This is a genomic window from Subtercola sp. PAMC28395 (genome assembly GCF_018889995.1).
GTDB lineage: Bacteria > Actinomycetota > Actinomycetes > Actinomycetales > Microbacteriaceae > Subtercola.
Window position 1 is genome coordinate 2,006,604 of record NZ_CP076547.1, and the last position, 21,476, is coordinate 2,028,079.

General features: G+C 66.0%; 17 protein-coding genes. 10 read left to right on the forward strand and 7 right to left on the reverse strand.

The annotated features are described in order from the left end of the window. Window positions 1–27: 27 nt before the first annotated feature. The 5 genes from KPL76_RS09275 (at window position 28) to KPL76_RS09295 (ending at window position 6,511) form a co-directional block, all read left to right on the forward strand. On the forward strand, window positions 28–1,605 hold the full coding sequence (locus KPL76_RS09275; protein WP_216332587.1) for a carboxylesterase/lipase family protein: 1,578 nt from the start codon (window positions 28–30) through the stop codon (window positions 1,603–1,605). Between the two features lie 179 nt (window positions 1,606–1,784). After that, window positions 1,785–3,575, forward strand: coding sequence for a hypothetical protein (locus KPL76_RS09280; RefSeq protein ID WP_216332589.1), 1,791 nt, complete (start codon window positions 1,785–1,787; stop codon window positions 3,573–3,575). 130 nt (window positions 3,576–3,705) lie between these two features. Then, window positions 3,706–5,553 (forward strand): TIGR03767 family metallophosphoesterase, encoded by a 1,848-nt coding sequence (locus KPL76_RS09285; protein WP_216332591.1) that lies wholly within the window; start codon window positions 3,706–3,708, stop codon window positions 5,551–5,553. Next, window positions 5,550–5,918 carry a hypothetical protein gene (locus tag KPL76_RS09290; RefSeq protein WP_216332593.1) on the forward strand — a complete coding sequence of 123 codons (369 nt, stop codon included), beginning with the start codon at window positions 5,550–5,552 and terminating at the stop codon, window positions 5,916–5,918. Before KPL76_RS09285 ends, KPL76_RS09290 begins: the two co-directional genes overlap by 4 nt. A gap of 5 nt (window positions 5,919–5,923) precedes the next feature. After that, a complete protein-coding gene (locus KPL76_RS09295) occupies window positions 5,924–6,511 on the forward strand; it encodes a hypothetical protein (RefSeq protein WP_216332594.1) in 588 nt (195 codons plus the stop codon). On the opposite strand, the gene KPL76_RS09300 is transcribed toward KPL76_RS09295, so the two are convergent. From KPL76_RS09300 to KPL76_RS09310, 3 genes are all read right to left on the reverse strand, one after another. Then, on the reverse strand, window positions 6,495–7,097 hold the full coding sequence (locus KPL76_RS09300; protein ID WP_216332597.1) for a hypothetical protein: 603 nt from the start codon (window positions 7,095–7,097) through the stop codon (window positions 6,495–6,497). The two genes, KPL76_RS09295 and KPL76_RS09300, sit on opposite strands and share 17 nt — an antisense overlap. Before the next feature lie 9 nt (window positions 7,098–7,106). Further along, window positions 7,107–9,080 (reverse strand): primary-amine oxidase, encoded by a 1,974-nt coding sequence (locus KPL76_RS09305; protein ID WP_216332600.1) that lies wholly within the window; start codon window positions 9,078–9,080, stop codon window positions 7,107–7,109. Window positions 9,081–9,150: 70 nt separating this feature from the next. Continuing rightward, window positions 9,151–10,638: an APC family permease gene (locus tag KPL76_RS09310; protein WP_216332602.1), complete on the reverse strand. Its 1,488-nt coding sequence runs from the start codon at window positions 10,636–10,638 to the stop codon at window positions 9,151–9,153. Window positions 10,639–10,881: 243 nt separating this feature from the next. On the opposite strand from KPL76_RS09310, the gene KPL76_RS09315 reads away from it, so the two are divergent. The 3 genes from KPL76_RS09315 to KPL76_RS09325 are packed head-to-tail and all read left to right on the forward strand — an operon-like array spanning window position 10,882 to window position 13,858. Beyond that, window positions 10,882–12,396 carry an APC family permease gene (locus KPL76_RS09315; protein WP_216332604.1) on the forward strand — a complete coding sequence of 505 codons (1,515 nt, stop codon included), beginning with the start codon at window positions 10,882–10,884 and terminating at the stop codon, window positions 12,394–12,396. Then, window positions 12,393–13,145 (forward strand): IclR family transcriptional regulator, encoded by a 753-nt coding sequence (locus KPL76_RS09320; protein WP_253201973.1) that lies wholly within the window; start codon window positions 12,393–12,395, stop codon window positions 13,143–13,145. The genes KPL76_RS09315 and KPL76_RS09320 overlap by 4 nt, the downstream gene beginning before the upstream one ends. Before the next feature lie 35 nt (window positions 13,146–13,180). Next, window positions 13,181–13,858, forward strand: coding sequence for a GAP family protein (locus KPL76_RS09325; RefSeq protein WP_216332606.1), 678 nt, complete (start codon window positions 13,181–13,183; stop codon window positions 13,856–13,858). A 100-nt stretch (window positions 13,859–13,958) separates the two neighbouring features. Here KPL76_RS09325 and KPL76_RS09330 read toward each other — a convergent pair whose 3' ends face one another. From KPL76_RS09330 to KPL76_RS09340, 3 genes are all read right to left on the reverse strand, one after another. Further along, complete coding sequence (locus KPL76_RS09330; protein ID WP_216332609.1) at window positions 13,959–15,245, reverse strand: glycosyltransferase; 1,287 nt, start codon at window positions 15,243–15,245, stop codon at window positions 13,959–13,961. Further along, complete coding sequence (locus KPL76_RS09335; protein ID WP_216332612.1) at window positions 15,242–17,557, reverse strand: glycoside hydrolase domain-containing protein; 2,316 nt, start codon at window positions 17,555–17,557, stop codon at window positions 15,242–15,244. The genes KPL76_RS09330 and KPL76_RS09335 overlap by 4 nt, the downstream gene beginning before the upstream one ends. Window positions 17,558–17,715: 158 nt before the next feature. Then, window positions 17,716–17,970, reverse strand: a complete 255-nt coding sequence (locus KPL76_RS09340) for a hypothetical protein (protein ID WP_216332614.1) — start codon at window positions 17,968–17,970, stop codon at window positions 17,716–17,718. Window positions 17,971–18,013: 43 nt separating this feature from the next. On the opposite strand from KPL76_RS09340, the gene KPL76_RS09345 reads away from it, so the two are divergent. Continuing rightward, window positions 18,014–18,526: a hypothetical protein gene (locus tag KPL76_RS09345; RefSeq protein ID WP_216332616.1), complete on the forward strand. Its 513-nt coding sequence runs from the start codon at window positions 18,014–18,016 to the stop codon at window positions 18,524–18,526. 14 nt (window positions 18,527–18,540) lie between these two features. Continuing rightward, window positions 18,541–20,160 (forward strand): dolichyl-phosphate-mannose--protein mannosyltransferase, encoded by a 1,620-nt coding sequence (locus KPL76_RS09350; RefSeq protein WP_216332624.1) that lies wholly within the window; start codon window positions 18,541–18,543, stop codon window positions 20,158–20,160. Here the strand turns inward: KPL76_RS09350 and KPL76_RS09355 are convergent. After that, complete coding sequence (locus KPL76_RS09355) at window positions 20,076–21,452, reverse strand: glycosyltransferase 87 family protein (protein ID WP_216332626.1); 1,377 nt, start codon at window positions 21,450–21,452, stop codon at window positions 20,076–20,078. The genes KPL76_RS09350 and KPL76_RS09355 overlap by 85 nt on opposite strands. Window positions 21,453–21,476: the final 24 nt, after the last annotated feature.

Below are 21,476 nucleotides of genomic sequence, written 5' to 3' on the forward strand. Positions count from 1 at the left end.
CCACCACCTGTGAAGAACGGACCTGCAATGACGACCGACGCTCTGGTCATCCACACAACCCACGGCCCCGTGCGCGGAGTCGCCGAGGGCTCGGTGCACGTGTGGAAGGGAATTCCGTTCGCCGCAGCGCCCATCGGTGAGCTCCGCTGGCGGGCACCCGTTGCGCCTGACACATGGAGAGATGTGCGCGATGCCACCGTCTTCGGCAACGTCTGCCCTCAGGCCACCAACGCGGTCATTTCACTCGACCCGACAGCCCAGCACGATGAGGATTGCCTGAACCTCAACGTCTGGCGATCGTCAGGGTCGACGACCGGTACAGACGCTGCGGAACCGGCCACAGGTGAACGGCCGGTTCCCGTCATGGTCTGGGTTCACGGCGGCGCCTATGTATTCGGGGCGTCGAGCCAGAAACTGTTCGATGGCGCGTCGCTGGTGGCCGGCGGCGAGGTGATCCTCGTGACGATCAACTATCGACTCGGCGGCTTCGGGTTTCTCGAACTCACGTCGCTGAATTCAGAGACCGAGCACTTCGACACCAACCTGGCCCTTCGTGACGTGGTTCTGGCACTCGAGTGGGTGCGCGACAACATTGCTGCCTTCGGCGGCGATCCCGAAGCTGTGACCCTCTTCGGAGAGTCGGCTGGGGGTGGCATCGTCACCACACTGATGACAGTGCCGGCCGCGAAGGGGCTCTTCGCCCGGGCCGTGGCGCAGAGCTCACCGGCGACCTCCGTGTACGACGAGCACCGGGCATCCACTGTTGCCAGCGCGTTTCTCGAGCAGCTCGGAGTTGCGCCGGCGCAGGCTGCGACGCTGCGGGGCATCAGCGCAGACCGCATTGTCGAGGCGAGCATGGCCGTCTTTCAGAACGTGCCGACCACCGCGCCCGGCACCCTCGCCTTTGCCCCCGTTGTAGACGGCGATCTTGTGCCAGAGCAACCGCTGACGGTCTTCCGCGAGGGCAGGGCACACGCCGTGCCTCTGATCATCGGTACGAACAAAGACGAAGCAGCCATGTTCAAGATGATGAAGTCGCCGCTGATGCCCATCCAGCCCGACACCATCAGGGAGATGTTCAACGGCATCGCGGCAGAGCACCCCGAGATCACGCTGCCGAGCGAGGCCCAGATCGGCTCAGCGTACTCCGGGCTGTCGGTGAAGGCCGAGGGTATGGGTGTCGCGCGCGATGTGGGCTTCCGTATGCCAGCGGTCTGGATCGCCGAAGGGCAGAGCGCCGTCGCCCCGGTCTACCTCTACCGCTTCGACTGGGCGACGCCCATGCTCCGGATGCTCGGAATCGGTGCCACGCACGCCACCGAGTTGCCCTACCTCTGGGGCAATCTCGTCTCGGGGCCGAAGGACATCACGTTCAAACTCGGCGGACTGCGGGTCGGAAAGACGGTCTCGGCCCGCATGCAGGAGCGCTGGCTGGCGTTCGCCGTCACCGGCACGCCAATCGGCCTCGACGGGGAGCCGGAGTGGAAGGGATATTCGAGCGAAGAACGCTCGACGCTGGTCATCGACAGGCACGATCGCGTGGTCGACGACCTCGATGGTGCCCTTCGAAAGGCGTGGGGTGACGAGGTTCTGAGCTTCGTCTAGGCAGAACTCGGCTCTCATTCACGTCTGACGCAGCCAGTGCGTGATTTCTGGCGACCGAAAGCGACTACGGTTCGCTGCCTCACGAATGCTTGACCTATCCTCAATCTGACTGTTACTCTGCTCCCGAGCGATGGTGTCCAACAAGGTGGTGCCGTCAAGGGCTGGTGGGGGTTGTGCACGTGGCGGGACACAAGCGGAAACGGTTCGGAATCCTGGCTCTCACAGCGGCGGTGGCAGCCGCAGCAGCCCTCAGTTTCGGCGTCATGTCGAGTGCGCAGGCCGATACGAGCACGGAATCGTCATACTCGGCGACAACCGTGGTGCCGCTTCCGCCCGCATCGACATTCTCCGGCAGTGCGGGAGGTGATGGTTGGGCATTGGCCGTCGAGCCCGACGCGGTGTACAACGTGTTCCACCATGCGTCGACACTGCAAGTCGCCTGTCACCTTCAGACTGACGCATCCGAGTGTTACAGCCCACGAACGATCACAGACACATCGGATTCAAGCAACTTCGCGGTATCCGGCCAACCGGGGCTCTGGGCTGACACGGCGAACTCCAAACTCTACGTCTACGCGACGAAGGTCTCCGACACGTCAGCCGGTGTCGTCTGCGTCGACACGGCCGCGGCGGCCTCGGACCCGAACCCCTTCTGCGGCTACACCGTTCTCGCGCCTGCTGGTGATGCGCCCCTGGCCGGGAGTATCAGCGCTCTCAGCAACCCGGTTCTCGTCGGTACGAAGTGGTACGCCTTCAACACAGTGACCGACGCGTCGACTGGCGCCAAGAATCACCTCTTGTGCTTCGACACGACCGCGAAGGCCGCCTGCGGCTCGCAACCGTTCGACATTGTCGGGGCTGCATCGCTGTCGACCAACGGGGGATTCCCCGTGCCGTCGATCGCCGCAATCGGAAGCCAGATCGTGATTCCCGTCGTCGTCACTGCCCCCGATGCGGCACAGCAACTCGAGTGTTTCAACACCACAACGAATGCGCTCTGCGGCGGATCGTGGCCGGTCGACACGAGCTTCGGGTACATCGGCAGCAATGGCGCGGCCTTCCCACTGCTCAATGCCTCGGGAATCCCTGTCGGAGTATGCCTTCCGACCTCTGCCAACCAGTGCTTCAACCAGAACGGCGAATCGGTCGCAACGCCGGCGGGGTTGCCTGCAGCCATCGGGGCCAACCTCGTCTGGAACGGACCGGCTCTCACGGTCGGTCCGCGTGTCTTCGTGGCGAATGGGTTGAATGATTCCGTCGGCTGTTATGACTATGCCGCGGCCGCAGGGTGTGCGAACTTTCCGAAGGCCCTCAACGGACTCAGCCTCCTCTACACCGTGAACGGGGATCCACAGCGCCCCTCGTGCATCTGGGTCAATGCCGACAGTGGTGAAGCCCAGATCCAGAACTTCGACGCGTACAGCGCTGGCAACTGTGGTGCGGGTTCGATCCGCGTCTTCGCTGCCTCCTTCGTCGCCCCCCAGGAGCAATGTGTGCCGACGTCGTGGCAGTCACTCCAGATCCTCGAGCCGGCTCCCGGTTCCTACACCGGCGCAACTGTCTCGTTCGTCGACAGTGACGCCACCCCGATCCCGAATGCGCCCGACAGGCCGGTCGGCGCTGACGGCAAAGTCGACCTGACCGGTCTCGACCTCAATGCGGGCATCGGCCTGCCGCAATTCCTCATTCAGTTCGCGGACCAGGGCCAGCAGATCGGTTCGGTGAAGATCCAGTTCACCTGGACCGGGGCCACCGACGTGGTCTGTGGTGCGTCCGTGCCGACAACCCCGACACCGACTCCGACGGCGACGCCGTCAACCACTCCCACGGCGCATCCGGCTCTCGCCGCGACAGGCGCGACCGTGCTCCCGGCAGTGGGTATCGCTGCTGGACTGGTGGGTGCTGGCGCGTTGGTGCTCGCCCTGGTGATGATGGTTCGGCACCGCAGGGTCGCCCCGCCGAAGAAATAGCAGTTCAGGGTGACGGGGCGCGAGCGCCCCGTCACCACCCGCGGTGAACGTTGTGCCGCTACCATATGGTCATTCCAGTGAATTGGTGGCGACGAAGGCACCTTTCTCCCTCTGACCGCGGAGCCGTGAAATGTCAGGATTGTCTCGCCGCCAGTTCGTGGCGCAGGTCGTTGCCCTCTCTGCGGCCTGGGGGCTCAGCGCCGAACTCCTGGGCCAGACCCTCTCTGCGCAGGGTGCCAGCGCAGGTGTGGGTCCGAGAACCGGGGCCGCGATCGCCGATGCGGCAGCAGCGGCGGCATCCGGGTCAACAGGGTCGACACTGGTTCAGACCGTTCTACAGGGCTCCGCCGGAGCGACGAAGTATCGCACGCTGGTTGCCGGCCCGGGAGAACCGTACGTGCCCCGGCTCGATGTGCTCGGGCGTGCGCCGAATGCCGCCCGCGTCGCCGCCCGTCGTTCCCTGCTCTACCTCGGCCATCTGTCTGACCTGCACGTGATCGATGCGCAGTCGCCGGGCCGCATCGAGCCGATGATCGAGCAGAACCACTCGGCCTGGGGTTCGGCCTTCCACCCGCAGGACCCGCTCACGGTGCACGTCACCGCTGCCATGGTGAAGGGCTTCTCCGATCTGAGGGTGAGCGCCGTGACCGGGGCGCCGATGGGCGCCGCCATCGTCACCGGCGACAGCGCTGACATGCACTCGCACCACGAGCTCCGCTGGTACATCGACATTCTCGATGGCAAATCCGTACTGCCCTCGAGCGGGTCGTCCGGCACTTTCGAGGGTGTGCAGGCGTGGCCGGAGGCGACCTGGGCGTACCGGCCGAACGATCCGGCCGGCGGCGACTTCGGCGACTATGGGTTCCCTCGCCTGCCCGAGCTGCTGTTGCAGGCCATCGCCAGACCCGTCGAGTCCGTCGGGCTGCCTGTGCCGTGGTACGCCGTCTACGGCAACCACGACACTCTGCTTCTCGGTACCTTCGGCCTCAGTTCGCAGTTGCGTGCCCTCGCCCTCGGCGGCCAGAAGGCCTACTCGGTCGACGCGACGGCGAGTTCGATTCTCGAAGGCTACGCCGCAACGGCAAGTCCCCTGCAACGGATGATCGACGCCATCGGCCTGCAACTCAGCCTTCGCCCGGGGTTCCGGTCGGTATCGCCCGACGATTCGCGGTACCTGTTCGAACAGCGCGACTTCATGGCAGAGCATTTCGTGACCGAGGCGACCCCCGGGCCTGTCGGGCACGGGTTCACGCAGCACAACCTCGACTCCGGGCAGACGTGGTGGAAGACCGAGCTGACCCCGGGCATCCGTGCCTTCGGCCTCGACACCTGCAATCAGGTCGCTGGCCCCGACGGCGCTGTCTCCGACACCCAGTTCCAGTGGTTGAAGGGCGAGCTGCAGGCGGCACAGGCCGAGAAGAAGCTCGTGTTGATCTTCAGCCACCACAACAGCCTCACTCTCGAGAACCGGGCCCAGCGGCCGGGCGACACCGAGGTCCTGCATGGGGCAGAGGAGTTCGTCGACCTGATGCTGCAGTACCCCGTGGTCATCGGGTGGCTCAACGGCCACACCCATCTGAACCAGATCCTGGCGCACACGGGCGCAGCGGGCCGCGGGTTCTGGGAGATCACGACCGCGTCGTGCATCGATTTTCCGCAGCAACAGCAGACTGTCGAGGTGGTCGACAACCGTGACGGCACTCTCTCGCTCTTCACCACGGTCGTCGACCATGCCTCTCCGGTCACACCGGGCGGGTCGGGAAGCTACCTCGACCTCGCGTCGCAGAGCCGTGAACTCGCCGCGAACGACTGGGCAGAGACACCGCTCATGCGACGGGGCTCGCGGCTCGACCGCAACACCGAACTGCTGCTGACGGCTCCATTCGACCTCACAAGTGTCAGCGATGCGGCCCTCGAGCTGCAGCACACGGCCGAGAGGGCCCGCCTGCTTGCCTACGAACAGAAGGCGTTGTCGTGAAGCATCCATTCCGGCCCGCGGTCACCGTCTGGGCCATCGTCGCTGTCGTCGCTGTGGCGGCAGGCGTCTCCGGATGCTCGCAGGTCGCCGCCCTGGCGCCCGTCGGCGGCAATACCATCACCGAGATCCGTTACGCCGCGAACGATGTTCTGGTGAGCGCGGGAATCGACATACTGACGGCTCCGGTCTGCGCGAGTACAGCGGGCGGGGTGACATGCTCAGGCCAGACCGCATCGGGCGAGCCGATCGCGGTGACGACGACGGATGCTGCGCTCACCACGATCGACGTCACCGTCGGTTCGAAGACGGTCTACTCAGGCTCGGTCAGTGACGTGCTGGATGCGGCAGCGAGGGCCACGAAGTGAGTCACATGACCGACACGACAATTGCCGATCGAAGCAGGCTGGGGCGATGGATGCTCGTGGTTCTCCTCATCGTGGCGAACGCGGCCGTACAGGCACTTCTTGTCGACGGAGACCCGATCCCCGGAGTGAGCTGGTGGTTCGTCGTGCTCGTGCTGGCCTCCTTCGCCGCAGTGACGGTCACCGTCTGGCTCGGCTGCGCCCTTCTCGAACCACTTCCCGGCGTCAGAACTGATCGCCGCCCAGCTCGACTTCGCCTGCTGGCCTGGTCGACAGGCGCCGTCGTGGTGGCGGCGATTGGCGGGGTGATCGTGCCGGCACTCGCACTGCTGCCGGCCCTGCTCGCCGCCTTCGTGCTCCCACCTGTGGCCGCGGGAGAGAAGGCTCCAGTCCGCCAGGCAGCCTCGGTCTTCCGCCGTCACCCCGTTCGAGCGGTCATCACCGTGATCGGAGGTGTCGTGCTGCTGGTGCTGAGCTGGCTGGCAGCGCTGCTCCTCGGCTTCTTCATCACCGGCTGGCTGGCCGCGGCGGTCACCTGGGTGTGTTTCGGTTTCGCCGGGGCGCTGCTGGTGTCGGCCGTCAGAGCCCTGCGCTGAGGGCCATCACCGCGATCGAGAGACCCATGCCGAGAGTCTCGAGCTGGGTGCGTCTGTGGCCAGGGCCCGTTCGCTTTCTGCGCAGCACCAGCAGCGCGCCGGTGAGGGCAGCGAAGACCAGGGCGGCCAGCACCACGAGCGACGGCAGCGAGAGCGAAGCGGCGATCAGGTCTGCGACCCCAGATGGCCCCGGAGCCGCCGTCATGCCGGCCATTTCGTGCCCGGCCGAGCCGGTCGAGGTGTTTTCGACGGCACGGATGCCCGATCCCATCCCGACCGAACCGACAAGGGTGAGCGCGGCCATCACAACCAGCCCGATGCTCCGGTGCAGTGCCATGACACGGTAGCCCGTCGGGCCGCCGTGGAGCCGGACGAGAATGGCGGGGATGACGGCCGCGAGCAGCAGGAGCGCAGCCCAGACGACGGCCGGGAGCATCCGGCAGCCTGTGGCCATGTCGAGCATCGACAGCACCATCAGGGCAGCGGGAATGCTGTTCGCCACCCTTCGGTGCGGGGTACCCGCTACGCAGCACGCGGCTACGGTCGCGGGTACCACCGCACTGAAGTGTGCCAGTTCGAGGCTCATGCTGACGGGTCAGGCCCCGTGGTGGTGGTCGCCGTGGCCCCCGTGCGCCCCCGAGTCGTGCGAGCAGGCGTGCTTCAACTCGCTCGGCGGAACATTCAGCGCCGGGTTGCGGTCGAAGAATCCGTAGGGCTTCAACGTGAACTTGGCGTAGTCGGTCGGCATGACAGGCCAGTCCTCGATTCGCGGAAAGTGCGTCGGGCCGAAGGTATGCCAGAGCACAATGTCTTCGCCGTCGACGGAACGGTCGGCCGCCATGTACCGCGGCAGGCCGTCTCCGCCCGGGTTCTGGTGCACGAAGTCGCCCGCCGGGTAGCGTTCAGCGGTGTCGTACTGCGTCACCCAGAGCTGTTTGGTGGTGAAGGCAGCGCGCGAGGCGATCGACGAGGAGGGGTCTGCCAGCAGCGTCGGTGCCTGCTCCGGCATGAGCACGTAGCCGGTCGGCCTGCCGAGGCGGTTGGTCTTCTCGGTGTTGACGATGTGCCAGGCGCGTCCGACGGAGGCGTCAGCAACACGACCGGCGTCTGATTCACTCGACAGACGCGTGACGCTGTTTGTGAAGGCGCCACCGTAGGGGTTCTCTGCGCTGACGGGCAGGCGCACAGCATCCACTTCGTCGACGGCGTTCGAGACGCCATCGACCATCATGTCGAGACGGGCGCTGAAGAGGTGCTGGTGGTACGGGGCGCCGAGCCCGGGGGCGACCTCGCTGGCATAGAGGCTGCCGTCGACGTACGACGAGGTGAACAGGATGCCCGTGAGCTTGGCCTCGCACTCGATGGTTCCGTCGAGGTAGAGGTACCAGTAGAACCCGTAGTCGTAGTTGCCGACGGTGGTGAAGAAGCTGATCACGAGGCGCCTCTGGCGGCGGACCTCGCTCGAGCCGGTGAACATGTCGGAGTGCTTCCAGAGCGTGCCGAAGTCTTCTTCGTGCATGCAGATGCCGTTCTTGATGGTCTGCGGGTTGCCGAGCTCGTCGGCCAGCACGGCGTCGAAGTAGTGGATCTCGCCGACGCAGTCGCAGCCGAGCTCGAGCGAGTTCGTGAAGCGGCCGAAGAGGTACTCTCCGGTGTCGAAGTAGTTCTGCCAGAACCGCACCGGCGACGGGTCACCGTAGGGCACGACCATCTCGGCGATCGAGCCGCGGTACATGATCGGGCGCTGTTCGACGCCGTCGAAGAACGAGAGCTGGCGCATGATGAGGCCCTCGCGCGGGTCGAAGCCGACGTCGAAGCTCCAGTTTCCCCAGGTGACGGACTCGCCGTCGACCACGAAGCTCGGGCCCTCCGGCTGGGTGATCGAGATCGGCTTGAGCACGGTGAGCGGTGCACCCTGCAGGGCCGGATCGTCGAAGTTGCCGCCCTCGACGGGGACGGGCAGCGGGGCCGAGTCGATGAGGCGCGTGACGGTGCGGGCGGCGACGTCGACGTAGGCGCAGAGGCCATCGACGGGGTGCGCCCAGGGGTGGTCTTCGGGGTAGTTCTGCTGGAAGGCGAGCACGCGCAGGATGCGGCGGCCCTCTTCTTCGGGCAGGTCGTAGAAACCCGCAGAGAGAGGAACGCAGACGACCGAGTCGACGGCGATGCCGCGGGCCGTGAGGGCGTCGACCCAGCGCTGGTCGGAGGCGACGATCGGGCCGACCTCGTCGAACTCCTGGATCAGCACCGGCAGCTGGCCGTTGCTGCCGTCGAGAACGACGGTGCTGATGATCTCGGCGCCGTCGATCGAGACGATGCTGTCGGTCGAGTGACCGGTGGCCATGTCGAGCAGCATCACGCGGGCCTGGCGATCGGGGCGCGGGCCACTGCCTTCGAGGTAGGCGAGGACCTCACGCTTGTGCGGCTCCTCGAGTCCGATGTAGGCGAAACGCGAGGTGCTGGTGAAGAGCTCACTCGCGGTCACCACGTCTCTGACCTGCTCGATGTCGGCGGGGGTGAGGCTCGCGAGCGGCGAGGTGATGGTGCGATTCGATTCTGTGAGTGTCATGGTCTGGGTTCTCTTTCGGTGGTGTGTTGGCTGGTCGAGTAGCACGAAGCGGGTATGTAACCCCGTTCGCTCAGCTCGCGATGGTCTCGGTGATGGCCTCGTAGGCTTCGCGATTCTTTCGTTTGATGATGGCCGCCTGGATGATGCCGACAACGGGGAACACCACGATGAGGCCGAGGAGCACTGCGCTCACGGCGCCGAACACAGGCACACCGGCCGCGTCGACGTCACCGACGAGGAATGGGAAGTTCACCCCGATGATCACGGCGGCCCCGATGAGCCCGATGAACCCGAGCACCGGTGCGATCAGCGTGTTCCAGAGCCGGGCGTCGGACTTCGTGCGCCGGAAGTACACCACGACGGCCACCGAGGTCAGCGCCATCAGCAAGGCGATCGCGAGCGTCGCGACCCCTGAGAACCAGGTGAAGACGTTCAGCACCGGGTCGAGCTGCAGAACCGCGAACAGCACGATCAGCACGAAGGCGGTGGCTGTCTGGATGATCGAGGAGACGTGCGGCGAGAGGTGCTTGTGGTGCACCGAACCGACCTTGCCTGGCAGCAGGCCGGCGTTCGACATCGAGTGCTGGTACCGGGTGATGACGTTGTGGAACGAGAGCACGCAGGCGAACATGCTCGTGATGAGCAGGATGTTGATGATGAGTTCCCCGACCGGGCCGAGGTAGTTCAGCGTGGTCTGGATCACCATGGTGCCGGGGTCGATGGCGGCCTGGGCGACGACGTTCGACGGCCCCCAGGCCATCACGAGCGCCCACGACGCCAGCGTGTAGAAGGCGCCGATACCGATGACGGCGATGTACGTGGCCCGCGGGATGGTGCGGTCGGGGGTCTTGGCTTCATCGCGGAAGATCGCGGTCGACTCGAAGCCGATGAACGCGGCGAAGGCGAACATCAGGCCGACACCAGGCGAGCCCGAGAAGATCTGGGTGGGCATGAACGGTTCTGCCGAGAGGCCCTCAGCGCCGCCGGTGACCACGACGGCAGCAACGAGGGCCAGCACGATACCGACCTCGCAGACCAGGAGCACGCCGAGCACCTTCGAGCTCAGGTCGATGTGCCGGTAACCGAGCACTCCCACGATCAGCACGATCGCCAGCGAGTAGACCCACCAGGCGATGTCGGGGCCACCGAGAGAAGTGATCGAGACGCTGATCAGGTAGCCCACGTAGCCGTGCACGGCGATCTGGATGGTCGTGTAGGTGAGCAGCGCCAGGTAGGCGGCCGACAGGCCGGCTGGTTTGCCGAGGCCGTGTCCGATGTAGGTGAAGAAGCCGCCCGGCTTCGGGATCTTGCGGGTCATTGCCACCAGGCCCACGGCGAACAGCAGCAGAATGACCGCGCAGACCACGAACAGGGCCGGGAAGCCGACGCCGTTTCCGAGGAGGAAGCCGAGCGGAGCAGAGCCACCGATCACGGTGAGGGGCGCGGCCGCGGCCACGACCATGAAGACGATGGAGCCGACACCGAGCGAGCCGGAGAGGCCTGCCTTCGGGGTCGCACCGGAAACATCTGTTCCGGCGGGTTCGCGAGTGGTTGTCATGATTCTCCGTCAATAGAGGGGTGGGAGGTGAGGTGGTGGGAGCACGGGGAAGGCGTTCTGCCCATGTTCACCCGCCCGTGTTGCGCGGCGATTTTCACGGTGTGACGTTGTGTCGAGTGCAACTGGGACGAGGGCGCCGTGGTGTCTCATTTGGAAAACACACACCCGAAACATCGGCGACCCAGCCTCGCAACACCCTGCCTCTATGCTCAGGGCTACTGATCTGCAGAAGGGCCACAGACCATGACCGCACTCGAGCGGGCAATCGCTGACCCGCCCAGGGTCGCCGGCGTACTGCGTCATTCCCCTGTAGAGGGTCTTGATCGCCGCAGTCTCGGCTTTCTCGACGTCGTCGCGCAGTCGGTCTCGGCCGTTGCGCCTTCGGCCGCCGCGACGACCATTCCGGTGATCGTCGCTGCAGTGGCCGGCAACGCGACCGTGTGGGCCGTTGCTGCCGCTCTGCTGCTCTCCCTGCTTGTGGCCAGTTCGATCAACCAGTTCACCCGGCGCATGTCGGCGGCCGGGTCGCTGTACACCTTCGTCTCGAAGGGGCTGGGCGCCGGCGCCTCGTTCATGACGGGTGTCTCGATGATCGTCGGTTACGGCTTCATCGCGATGTTCTCCCTCAGCGGCGCCGGATTGTTCCTGGCGACTCTGCTCGGGCATTTCGTGCCGGGAGCCGAGAAGTCGAGCCTCCTGGTCAGCATCATCGTTGTGGCGATAGCGGCGATCTGCTTCGTCGTGCTGGCCCGCGGCATCCGGCTCTCCACCCGGGTGACCCTTCTGGTCGAGTCGGTATCGGTGGCGCTCCTCGTCGTCTTCATCGTTGCACTGCTCTTCTCCCAGGGTGGAGGCATCGACTGGTCGGTGGTGTCGCTCGCGGGCACGAACTTCAGCGATTTCGCCACAGGTGCCGTGCTGGCGTTGATGGCCTTCGTTGGCTTCGAGAGCGCGGCGAGCCTGGGTGTCGAGGCGCGCAAACCCTTCGCGAGCATCCCGAGGGCGCTCGTGGGCACCCTGGTGGCCTCTGGTCTTCTCTACCTGCTCTCGTCGTACAGCCAGCTCGTGGGGTTCGTGGGTCTCGACCGCTCGATGACCTCGGTGCCGAGCCCTGTCAATTCGCTGGCGAACGCGTACGGCATGGAGTGGATGGGGCTCGTGCTCGACGCCAGCATCGCGATGTCATTCGTCGCCTGCGCGATCGCATCGACCACCGCCCTGGTGCGCGTGTTGTTCTCGATGGCCAGGGACGGCGTGATCCCCCGGATGTTCGGGCGCACGCATCCTCGCTTTCGCACTCCGTTCATCGGGGTCGTCACTGTTCTGCCCGTCATGACAGTGGCCACGCTGGTCTACATCGCCTCGGGGGCCGGTGTGTGGGAGGCCATGGGCGCGATTCTCGTCTGCGCTGCCGCCGGGTTCATCACCTCGTACGTGCTTGTGTGCATGGCGTCGTTCGCCTTTTTGAAGAAGATCGGTGAGCTCACCTTCTGGGCTGGCTTCCGGGCCATTGCGGCAAGTCTTCTGCTCGCGGTCGGCCTCGTGGTCTACCTCGCCGTGCAGGGCTCGGGGCCCGGTGCCGTCGGCGTGTGGCTCTTTCTGGGAACAATGGCCGCGGGTTTCGTCGTCTTCCGCTTCGTGCGCCATCGCAGACCCTGGCTGAATGAGACGATCGGGGTGTTCGACGAGACCATCGCCGGCGACGTCCTCGGTGGCGAACCCGCTGCATCGACAGGGCGAGTGACAGGCCGCGGATGACCGCTCAGCCGAGCCACATCAGCGAGGTCAGGGCGAGGCAGCCGCGCGCCATCCACAGCGCGCTCGTGGTGCTCGAGGAGGTCGCCCGATGTGGCCCGGGGGTCACAGCCCGCGAGGTCAGCCACAACCTCTCGTTGCCGCGTGCCACCACCTATCGGCTCCTGAACCTGCTCGTGCAGGAGGAGTACCTCGTGCGCCTGCCAGACCTCAGCGGCTTCGCGCTCGGCAGCAAAGTCGCCCAACTGGCAGGGCTCTCCCCGGTGGTCTCCCGCCTTCCACGCGCTGCTCGCGATGTGGTGACCGAGCTGCGGCAGGGCATCCGCGGGGGAGTGCACCTGGTTCGCTACGAGCAGCAGCGTCTTCAGGTCACCGATATCGACCCCGATTTTCCGCTCAGCAACCCGGCACGCATTGCCCGGTTCGTCGATGCCTCTGCGATGGGCAGGCTGCTGCTTGCCGAGCTGGACGCCGGGCAGCGGTTGGGCGTGCAGGCCGGACCCCTCTCGGTCGAGCGCTCGCCTGAAGCGATCGATGCTCTGGTCGCCGAGACCAGGGCGCGTGGCTATGCGCTGCAGATCGGCGAGCTCACCCCCGGTTACGGCTGCCTCGCGGTTCCGATCAGAGACGGCGAAGGGGCACTGGTGGCGGGTCTCTGCCTCTCGGCCCCGGCCACCCGCGTCGAGCACCCAGGTGCTACCCTCACAACGTTGGTCGAAGGGAGCCGCATGCTGGCTCCGCTTCTCGCCTGAATTCGCACTCACGAGAAAGACCGTCTCAGCCCCGCATGTTCTCCACCCTGGTCGTCGCCCTGCCCCTGGCCGTCGGCGCACTCCTGGCGTCCCTTCCCGTTGTCGCGATGGCGGCGGTGCTGGCCACCGTCAACACGAGGCCGGTTCTTCGGAGCTTCACTCTGGGTTGGCTCGCGGGGATCACCGCCACGGCGCTCGTCGGGCTGCTTGTCGTCGACCTCATCGCCTACGGCTCGGGTTCGTCGTCGTGGCTGTCGTGGCTTCGCATCGCACTCGGCGTGATGTTGCTCGCTCTCGCCGTTCGAAAGTTCGTGAAGAGGCCGCGCGTGGGCGATGAACCCACGAACCCGGCCTGGATGACCGCGATGCAGAAGACAACAGCGAGAAGGGCCTTCCGAATCGCCTTCCTTCTCGGTTCGGTGAACCCGAAGAACGCCGTGATCGTGCTGTCCGTCGTTTCGGCTGTCGTCGCTGCCAGCCCGGTTGTGGCCTGGCAGCTCCTCTCGCTTCTCGTCTTCATCGTGGTGGCGAGCCTGGGTGTCGTTGCACCGGCCGTGGCTCTTCGTGCCTTCGGAGACCGGGCAGCGGCGCCACTGAACGGATTCGTGGCCTGGTTCGCCCGCTACAGCGACATCGTGCTGGCGATCGTCATTCTGGCGCTCGGTGTGCTGGTGCTGAGCAACGGCGTCGGCGGGGTTCTCGCCAGCAGCTGAATGCTCCCACAGCTCAGATGTCCGACACCTAACAGCTCCGACACCTACCAGCTGCGGCGGCCGATCATCAGGCTCGCTGTCAGGGGCAGTCAGAACTGGGTCAGATCTCGTAGGCCTTGACCCGCGGGATGCTGGCGAACATCTTGTCGAAGACGCGTCTGCGGTCGAATTGCAGCGCGTACTCGCGTGCGCGATCCGCCCACTCCCGTCGCTCTTCGCGTGTGGTGTGCAGAATGGCCTTGTCGAGTGCCGCGGCGATTCCTTCGGGGTCTTCGACCTCCACGATGAGGGCATGATCTCCGATCGCCTCACCGATACCGCCGGTGAGCGTGGTGATCACAGGACCGCCGCCGGCGAGCATCTTCTCGGCGAGGGCGATACCGAAGGTTTCGACGAATTCGGGGCGGGGTTTGCTCGGCAGAACGAAGGCCGCGCATCCGGCCATCAGATAGGGCTTCTCTGCGTCACCGACGTCGTCGAGAAAACGGATGCGATCGATCAGCGGTGAATGCGAGGCGAATTCGCGAAGGACGGCCGCCTGCGGGCCACGCCCGGCGATCACGAGCGTCTTGTCGTGGTGCGATTCGCTCAGTTCGAACCCCGTGATGAGTTCTTCCACGCCCTTCGCAGCGGTGAGGCGCGAAAGGAAGAGCACGTAGCTCTCACGCTCGAGCCCTCGGGCTGCGAGCACCTCGTCGATGACCTGCTCGTCGAGGTGCGTGTAGGCGTCGGCGTCGATCGCGGGGTACGAGACGGTGATGCGCTCGCGACACTGGGGCGCGAAACGGGTGCCATGGTGCTGGTCAACGAGTTCGGCTTCGGTGATGATGAGATCGCGGGTGTACTCCGAGACCGCGACACAGTGATCCTGGCTCAGGTAGCTCGAGAGAATGTGTGCGGCGGCGCCGAGCCTGCCCTCGGTGACGGCCGTGCGAACCACGTTGGTCACGTCGGAGCCGACGGCTTCGGCGATGGTCGTGACGTTGACGGGCAGACCTGTTCCCCAGGCCGCACGCAGGGCGTCGGCCACAGCGATGGTGTGGGGGCTCAGGTACAGCGACAGGCACACGGTGGGCACACCATCGGTGAAGAGTTCGACGAGCCGGCCGATGATTCCGGCCAGGTACCGGCCGTCTGGCACCTTGTAGTCGCCGACGGGAGCCGGGCGATCGACGAAGATGCCCGGGCTGTAGGGAAGAACGGAATCGAGTGGTTTGAGCGGCAGACCCGCTCTCTCGAGGGTCTCGATCGGCCAGGTGACAATGCGCACTTCGTCGAATCCGCGTTCCAGTGCCGTCTCGGCGAGATTTCGTGCTTCGACCGAGTGCCCGCAGATGACAGGATCGGCGCGCACCACGATCACGAGACGATTTTCGATGGTGGTCATGGCTTGTCTCCTCGGGCAGGGGGTGCAGTGGTGGTGTGAGCGAAGGGGGTGTGCGAGGGGGGTACGTGTTCGGTGGCCCAGGTGCTGGGTTCGGCGGCAAGGGTCACGACGAGCTCTCCTCCGCGGTGCAGTTCATGGCCCGTGATCCACGAGCGTTCGAGCGGCGCACCGTTGAGTTCCACTGAGTGTACGTACTGAACCTTTCCTCCGGGTTCAGGCTCGACGAAACCGCGCGTTCGAATGGTGAACGGGCCACCATCGGTCGCGATCGAGCTCTCGGAGAACGACGGCGCATTCACCAGGAAGATGTTCTGGCCGGCCACCGGAAAGAGCCCGAGCGACGCCCAGACGAACCACGAGCTGAGTCCGCCGGAGTCGTCGTTGCCTGGCAGCCCGCCGCGCCCTGTGCTGAACTGCTGGTGGATGATGTTGTGAACGATCTCGGCCGTTCTGTCGGGCCGGCCGGCGTAGTGGTAGGCCCACGGCGCATCCATGTCGGGTTCGTTGTTGAGGCCCTCGAAGCGCCCGAGTGCGTACCCGGCGACGATCTCGGGGGCACTGGGCTGGTTGCCCAGTTGTGTCACGGGATCGGCGCCGTAGCCGAAGAATTCGTCGAGCTGCGCCACGAAGAGGTCGACACCGCCGCTCAGTGCGATGCGCCCCGACATGTCGTGCAGCAGGCGGAACGAGTAGTTGTAGCGACTGCCTTCGTAGTACGTCGAGTCCTTGAGCAGGCCGGTCGACGTGTCGAACGCATTGGACCACCGCTCAGAGAGCGCAGAGAACTGGTCCACCAGTGTCTTGTCACCGAGATGCTGGGCGACGCGCGCGGTGCACCAGTACCCGAACGCGAGGTCGAGGGTGTGGGTGATGGGGTGGGCCTCGCCACGCAGCAGGAATTCCTCGCCGTAGGTGCGCCGCAGGTCATCCGACATGTGAACCAGTGCCCAGTCCCAGTCGATGCCGCCCAGGCCGAGCTGGCAGAGATCGGCGAGAAAGGTGTGCGCCAGTGCGCTGCCCTGACGCGAGAAGCGATCGCTGCCCCTGGCCATGCGGTAGCCGATCGGAAAGTTGCCTTCTTCTTCGCAGATGGTGAGCAGCGCGTTGGCCAGCTCGACCGAGCGTTCGGGCATGAGCAGCGTGAGCAGCGGCAACTGGGTGCGGTAGATGTCCCACATCGTGCTGATGTCATAGGCGAAGGGCCCGTCGGCCGGCCAGAACGGGCTCTCAGACGGGGCCAGGCAGGGCTTGATGAGGGAGTGGTACAGAGCCGTCGAGAACACGGTCTGCCGGTCATCCGACGGGGTCTGCACCGTGATCGTCTTGAGGGCTTTGCGCCAGGTCTTCTGCGTGCGCTCCTTGCGCCGGGAGAACCGGGACGGGCCCTCGCCGCAGTCGTCGTAGAGGTTCTGCTTGGCCTGTTCGACCCCGCGCAACGAGAAACCGATGCGCAGTTCGATGCTGAGATCATCCGGTCGCTCGCCGTAGGGGCCCGGTGCAAGGTCGGCCTCTCGCGAGAGTACCGACGCCAGGCCCGGTGATTGCCCGGGCTTGCTCGGCCCCGCCCACATGAGCCCGAAAGGCCGGAGGGTGGTCGGCCTGATGTGGTCGAAGTCGAGGCGGGTTCCGCCGGGCATCAGCCTGCGGTCATACCAGAGCATCTGCCGCCACTGCGGGGTGTCGCACTCGATGTACACCGACAGGGGAGTGCCCTCGACGACGATCTGGCCGCTGGCGACCCCCGGCGAGACCGACTCGAGGTGCGCTCGCAGCGGAATGGTCTTGCCGTACGGGATCGAGAGGCCGCCGAGCGAGAAGTCGATCACGATGCGGGCGTTCGGGTGCTGCGGGAACGTGTAGCGGTGCACCGCACTCTTCGGCCCGACGGTGATCTCGGCCGTCACACCCGAGTCGAGGGTCGCTGAGTACCAGCCGGGTTCGGCGTGCTCCTCTGTGATGTCCCAGGTACGGCCGAGCGCGTCGAGCGGCTCGATCATCGGGCTCACCCTGAAGTAGTTGTAGTACTTGCGAATGGCTCCGGTGCCGGATTGCTGGAAGTGCGTGAAGCCTGAGGCGAGCTGCCGGTCATGGATGCTCGACGGCACCCCCTCGAGAGACAGGTCGTACCGCCCGTACCCCGTCGGGTACGCGCCGGAGTACGCGCAGGCGGAGACCATTCCGAGCGGAAAGGTCGCACCGGGATGGGTGTTGCCGACCTGGGGCTTAGGCCACCACCAGGTGGCAGCCAGACCGGACTGCGGCGGCAGCGAGGTGATTTCGGTACCTATGAATGGATCAACTGCGTCGATCATCTCGGTTGTGGCCCCTGTTCGCATCATCGAAACGTAAGCGTGTCAAGCAAAGCTCCGGTGAACTACCGGTGACAATGACACGAACTATACGCGAGCGTCATTCCGCGCTCGTGACGTTGTATTGCGTGCAGGTTTCGGGGGCAGCCGACTGGGCTCTGTCAGCGCTTGAGCCCGCGGTAGCGGTAGAGCAGGGCCGCGGCGCCGAGCGCCAGGAACGCCACGATGGCGACGAGGGCGCCGCCCACGGCGAGCCCCGTCGAGCTGAGATTGGTGGTGCCGCCCGACGACGCTGTGGGCGAGCCGGTGCCGGATGCGCCCGGGTCACAGGAGGGTTCGGTGGTGGCTGCGGCCGTGAGACGGTCGGGTGTCGAGCCCGGCGTGGTGAGGTCGATCGCCGCGGCGATGCGCAGCACGCCGGAGTGGGGCGCGTAGGCGGCGGGCTGGATCGTGGTGGTCGTGTCGGTTGTCGAGGTCGTGCCGGTCGTTTCGGTGGTCGGCGTCGTCTCGGTGGTGGACGTTGTGTCTGTTGTGGCCGTGGTGTCCGTAGTGGACGTCGTGTCTGTGGTGGACGTCGTGTCTGTCGTCGACGTGGTTTCAGTGGTCGATGTTGTGTCTGTGGTGGACGTCGTGTCTGTCGTGGAGGTTGTATCTGTGGTCGACGTGGTGTCGGTGGTGGACGTGGTGCCGGTTGTGGAGGTCGTATCTGTCGTCGACGTGGTGTCAGTCGTCGAGGTCGTACCCGTCGTCGAGGTCGTATCCGTTGTGCCGGTCGTCGACGTTGTACCGGTGGTGCCGCTCGAGGTGGTGCCCGAGCTCGTCGTTCCGCTCGATGCCGGCGCAGTGGTGCACGAATTCGTCGTCGCAGCGAAGGCGGCTGGCGAGCTCCCGACGAAAAAGAGCGCAAGCGCAAGCGGCACGGGCGCGAGCCCGAGAGCCAACCTCCGAGGTACCCTCATGGCAGGATCATAGCCAAGGGACCCGCCGTGAACAAGAGTCTGCCCCCACACGCAGCAGATCCGGCTGCCCCTGCGGCACGGCACGGCGGCGGCGACCCCGCCACCACGCGACTCGACCGCTGGTGGGGCCGTGTGCTCTCGACCCCCACGCGCCACCGCCGCTGGGCGTGGATCGCCCCCATCATGGTCACCTCGTTCGCCGCGTTCCTTCGGCTCTGGAACCTCGGCTGGCCCGACTCCCTGGTCTTCGACGAGACGTACTACGTCAAAGACGCCCTCTCGATGAGCCGTCTCGGTTACGAAGGAACGTGGCCAGACGGAGCGAACGCCCAGGTCAACGCCGGGCAGACAGACGGGTTCTCGGCCGATGCAGAGTTCGCCGTGCATCCACCGCTCGGAAAATGGATCATCCAGACCGGGTTCGCCCTCTTCGGCCGCGACAGTACGGTCGGCTGGCGCATCGCGGTTGCCGTCTGCGGAATCCTCGTCGTGCTGCTGACGTACCTGATCGCCCGGCACCTGTTCGGCTCTATCGTGCTGGCGAGCATCGCGGGGCTGCTGATCGGCATCGACGGCCAGGCGATCGTACTGAGCCGCACCGCCATTCTCGACGGCCCGCTCACCCTGCTCTGCCTTGCCGGCGTCGGTGCGACGCTCCTCGATCTCCGCTCCCAGAACGCACGACGGATGCTCGGCCGCCGCCTGCGCTGGCGCCGGCCATGGCTCATCGTGGCGGGCGTACTCTTCGGTCTCGCGTGCGGCACGAAGTGGTCGGCGATCTGGTTCCTGCTCGTCTTCGCCGTCTTCGTTGCGATCACCGACTGGCTGGCCCTCCGCCGGTCTAGTAACGGGCCGGAGCCGCGTGTGCCGAGACCCTCACGCCTGGTTTCGACAGGGTCTGCGGCCTACTCAACCGGGGTACTCGGGGTCTCTGCCGCGATCGCCTACCTCGCCACGTGGACGGGCTGGTTCGTCACCGACGGCGGCAGCGACCGCCACTGGGTCGAACAGCACAACGCCGCCTGGGGTGGGGTGCTCGCGTGGGTGCCGCCGATCATCCAGAACTTCGTGCACCACCACCTCGCCATGCTCGCCTTCAACGTGAACCTGAGCATCCCGCACGGGTACCAGGCGAACCCGCTCACCTGGCTGCTCTACACGCAGCCACTCAGCATGTACACCCGCACCACTTCTGGCGGCATCGGGCCCTGCGGCGAGACTGTCTGCCGCGAAACGGCATGGCTCATGGTCAATCCGATCATCTGGTGGGCGTCGGTGGCAGCCGTCGTGGTCGTGCTGGTGCGCTTCGTGCTTCGCCGCGAATGGATGCTCGGCTGCATCCTGCTCGGAGTGGCCGCCGGCTATCTGCCCTGGCTGCTCTTCATGAACCGCACGATCTTCCAGTTCTACTCGATCATCTTCGAGCCGTACCTGATCCTGGCGCTGACCGCCGTGCTCGGTTACCTGCTGGGCAGCCGCACCGACCCGCCGCGGGTGCGACGATTCGGCATCGCCGTGGTCGGCGGGTTTCTTCTGCTCTGCCTCGCGGTCAGCGCCTTCTTCTACCCGCTGTGGGTCGCGTCGCCGCCCGTCACGAACCGCTTCGTCGACCTGCACTTCTGGCTCGTGTCGTGGCGGTTCGAGTAGCCGACGACCAGCACTACTACCACCAGGGCGGCCGTGACGGTCGTGCGGACAATGACGGTGACGACCAGCCCGACGTCGACTCCAGCACCCGCGTTCGCGAAGTGGTTCATGTCGACGAACCACAGCGCCGCCTCGACGGCCGAGAAGACGACGAGGCTGCCGACGAGCACCGCGCCACCGGCCCGCGCGAGGGCAAGCACCAGGAACGGCAGCAGCCACAGCGAGTACTGCGGGCTCCAGACCTTGTTGACGAGCAGGAACAGGGCGAGCACGACGAACACCAGCTGCGCCAGCGTGGGTGCGGCCGGAGCGCGCCTGACGATGAACCCGAGCACGACGACCCCCGCGACGAAGAGGGTTGCGGAGATCCACCCTGCGACCGTGCTGTCGGGTGCCGGCCATCCGGTCGCGCTGGCGAGTGCCTGGTAGATCGAGTCGACGTTGACGCCCCGCAGGGTGTTGATGCGCAGAAACTCGAACCACGCCGCGGGCCAGACCACCGCGACAGGCACATTGACGACCAGCCAGGCTCCGAGTGCGCCCGCGGTCGCGAGCAGAAAGGTCGTCAACGACCGGTTCCGGATGCCCAGCAGCAGCACAGCGACCAGAATCAGTGCCGGGAACAGCTTGGCCGCCGCACCGAGACCGCATAGGCCTCCGCCCGCGACGACCCAGATCCACCACGACTGACTCCTGGGACCTGCGCGCTCGGCCGCGGCGAAGGCGATCATCGCCCCCATCGCCAGGGCGACTGCGAGGGCATCCCAGTTGGTGAAGGCCTGAAGGGCGACAATCGGCGATGCGGCCACGAAGACGGCCGCGAACGGTTGCTCGGGTGCCAGCCGGGTGACCGCCCAGACCACGAACAGCCAGCACGCAGACAGCAGGAGCGCGGTCACGGTGAAGAACTGCACCACGCCGACGCCCGCCGGTAGCAGGCCTGTGCCTGCTATCGCGCTGTACCCGGCCGAGATCCCGGCTGCCAGCCAGCCGAGCAGGCCGGTCAGAACCGGGTACTCGAGAAAGCGCGGTTGTGAGGCAGGGGCGCCGGCAGGCACGCCCACGGCACCGTGCGCGTAGGGGAAGACGGTCGTATCGAACCCGCGGGAGCCGTAGAACGGAATGACGTCGGTGTAGCACGCCGCCCGGAACGGCAGGCCGCCGCTCCAGTCGACGCCCGTTCCGGCGGCATTGAGCGCAAGGCAGGGCTGTTTCGACAGCCAGGCGAGCACGAGAAAGAGGGCTCCGACACCGAGTGTGAGCCAGACGACGGCAGTGCGCCTCGACCGCATGGATCCATCCTGTCGTGAATCGCC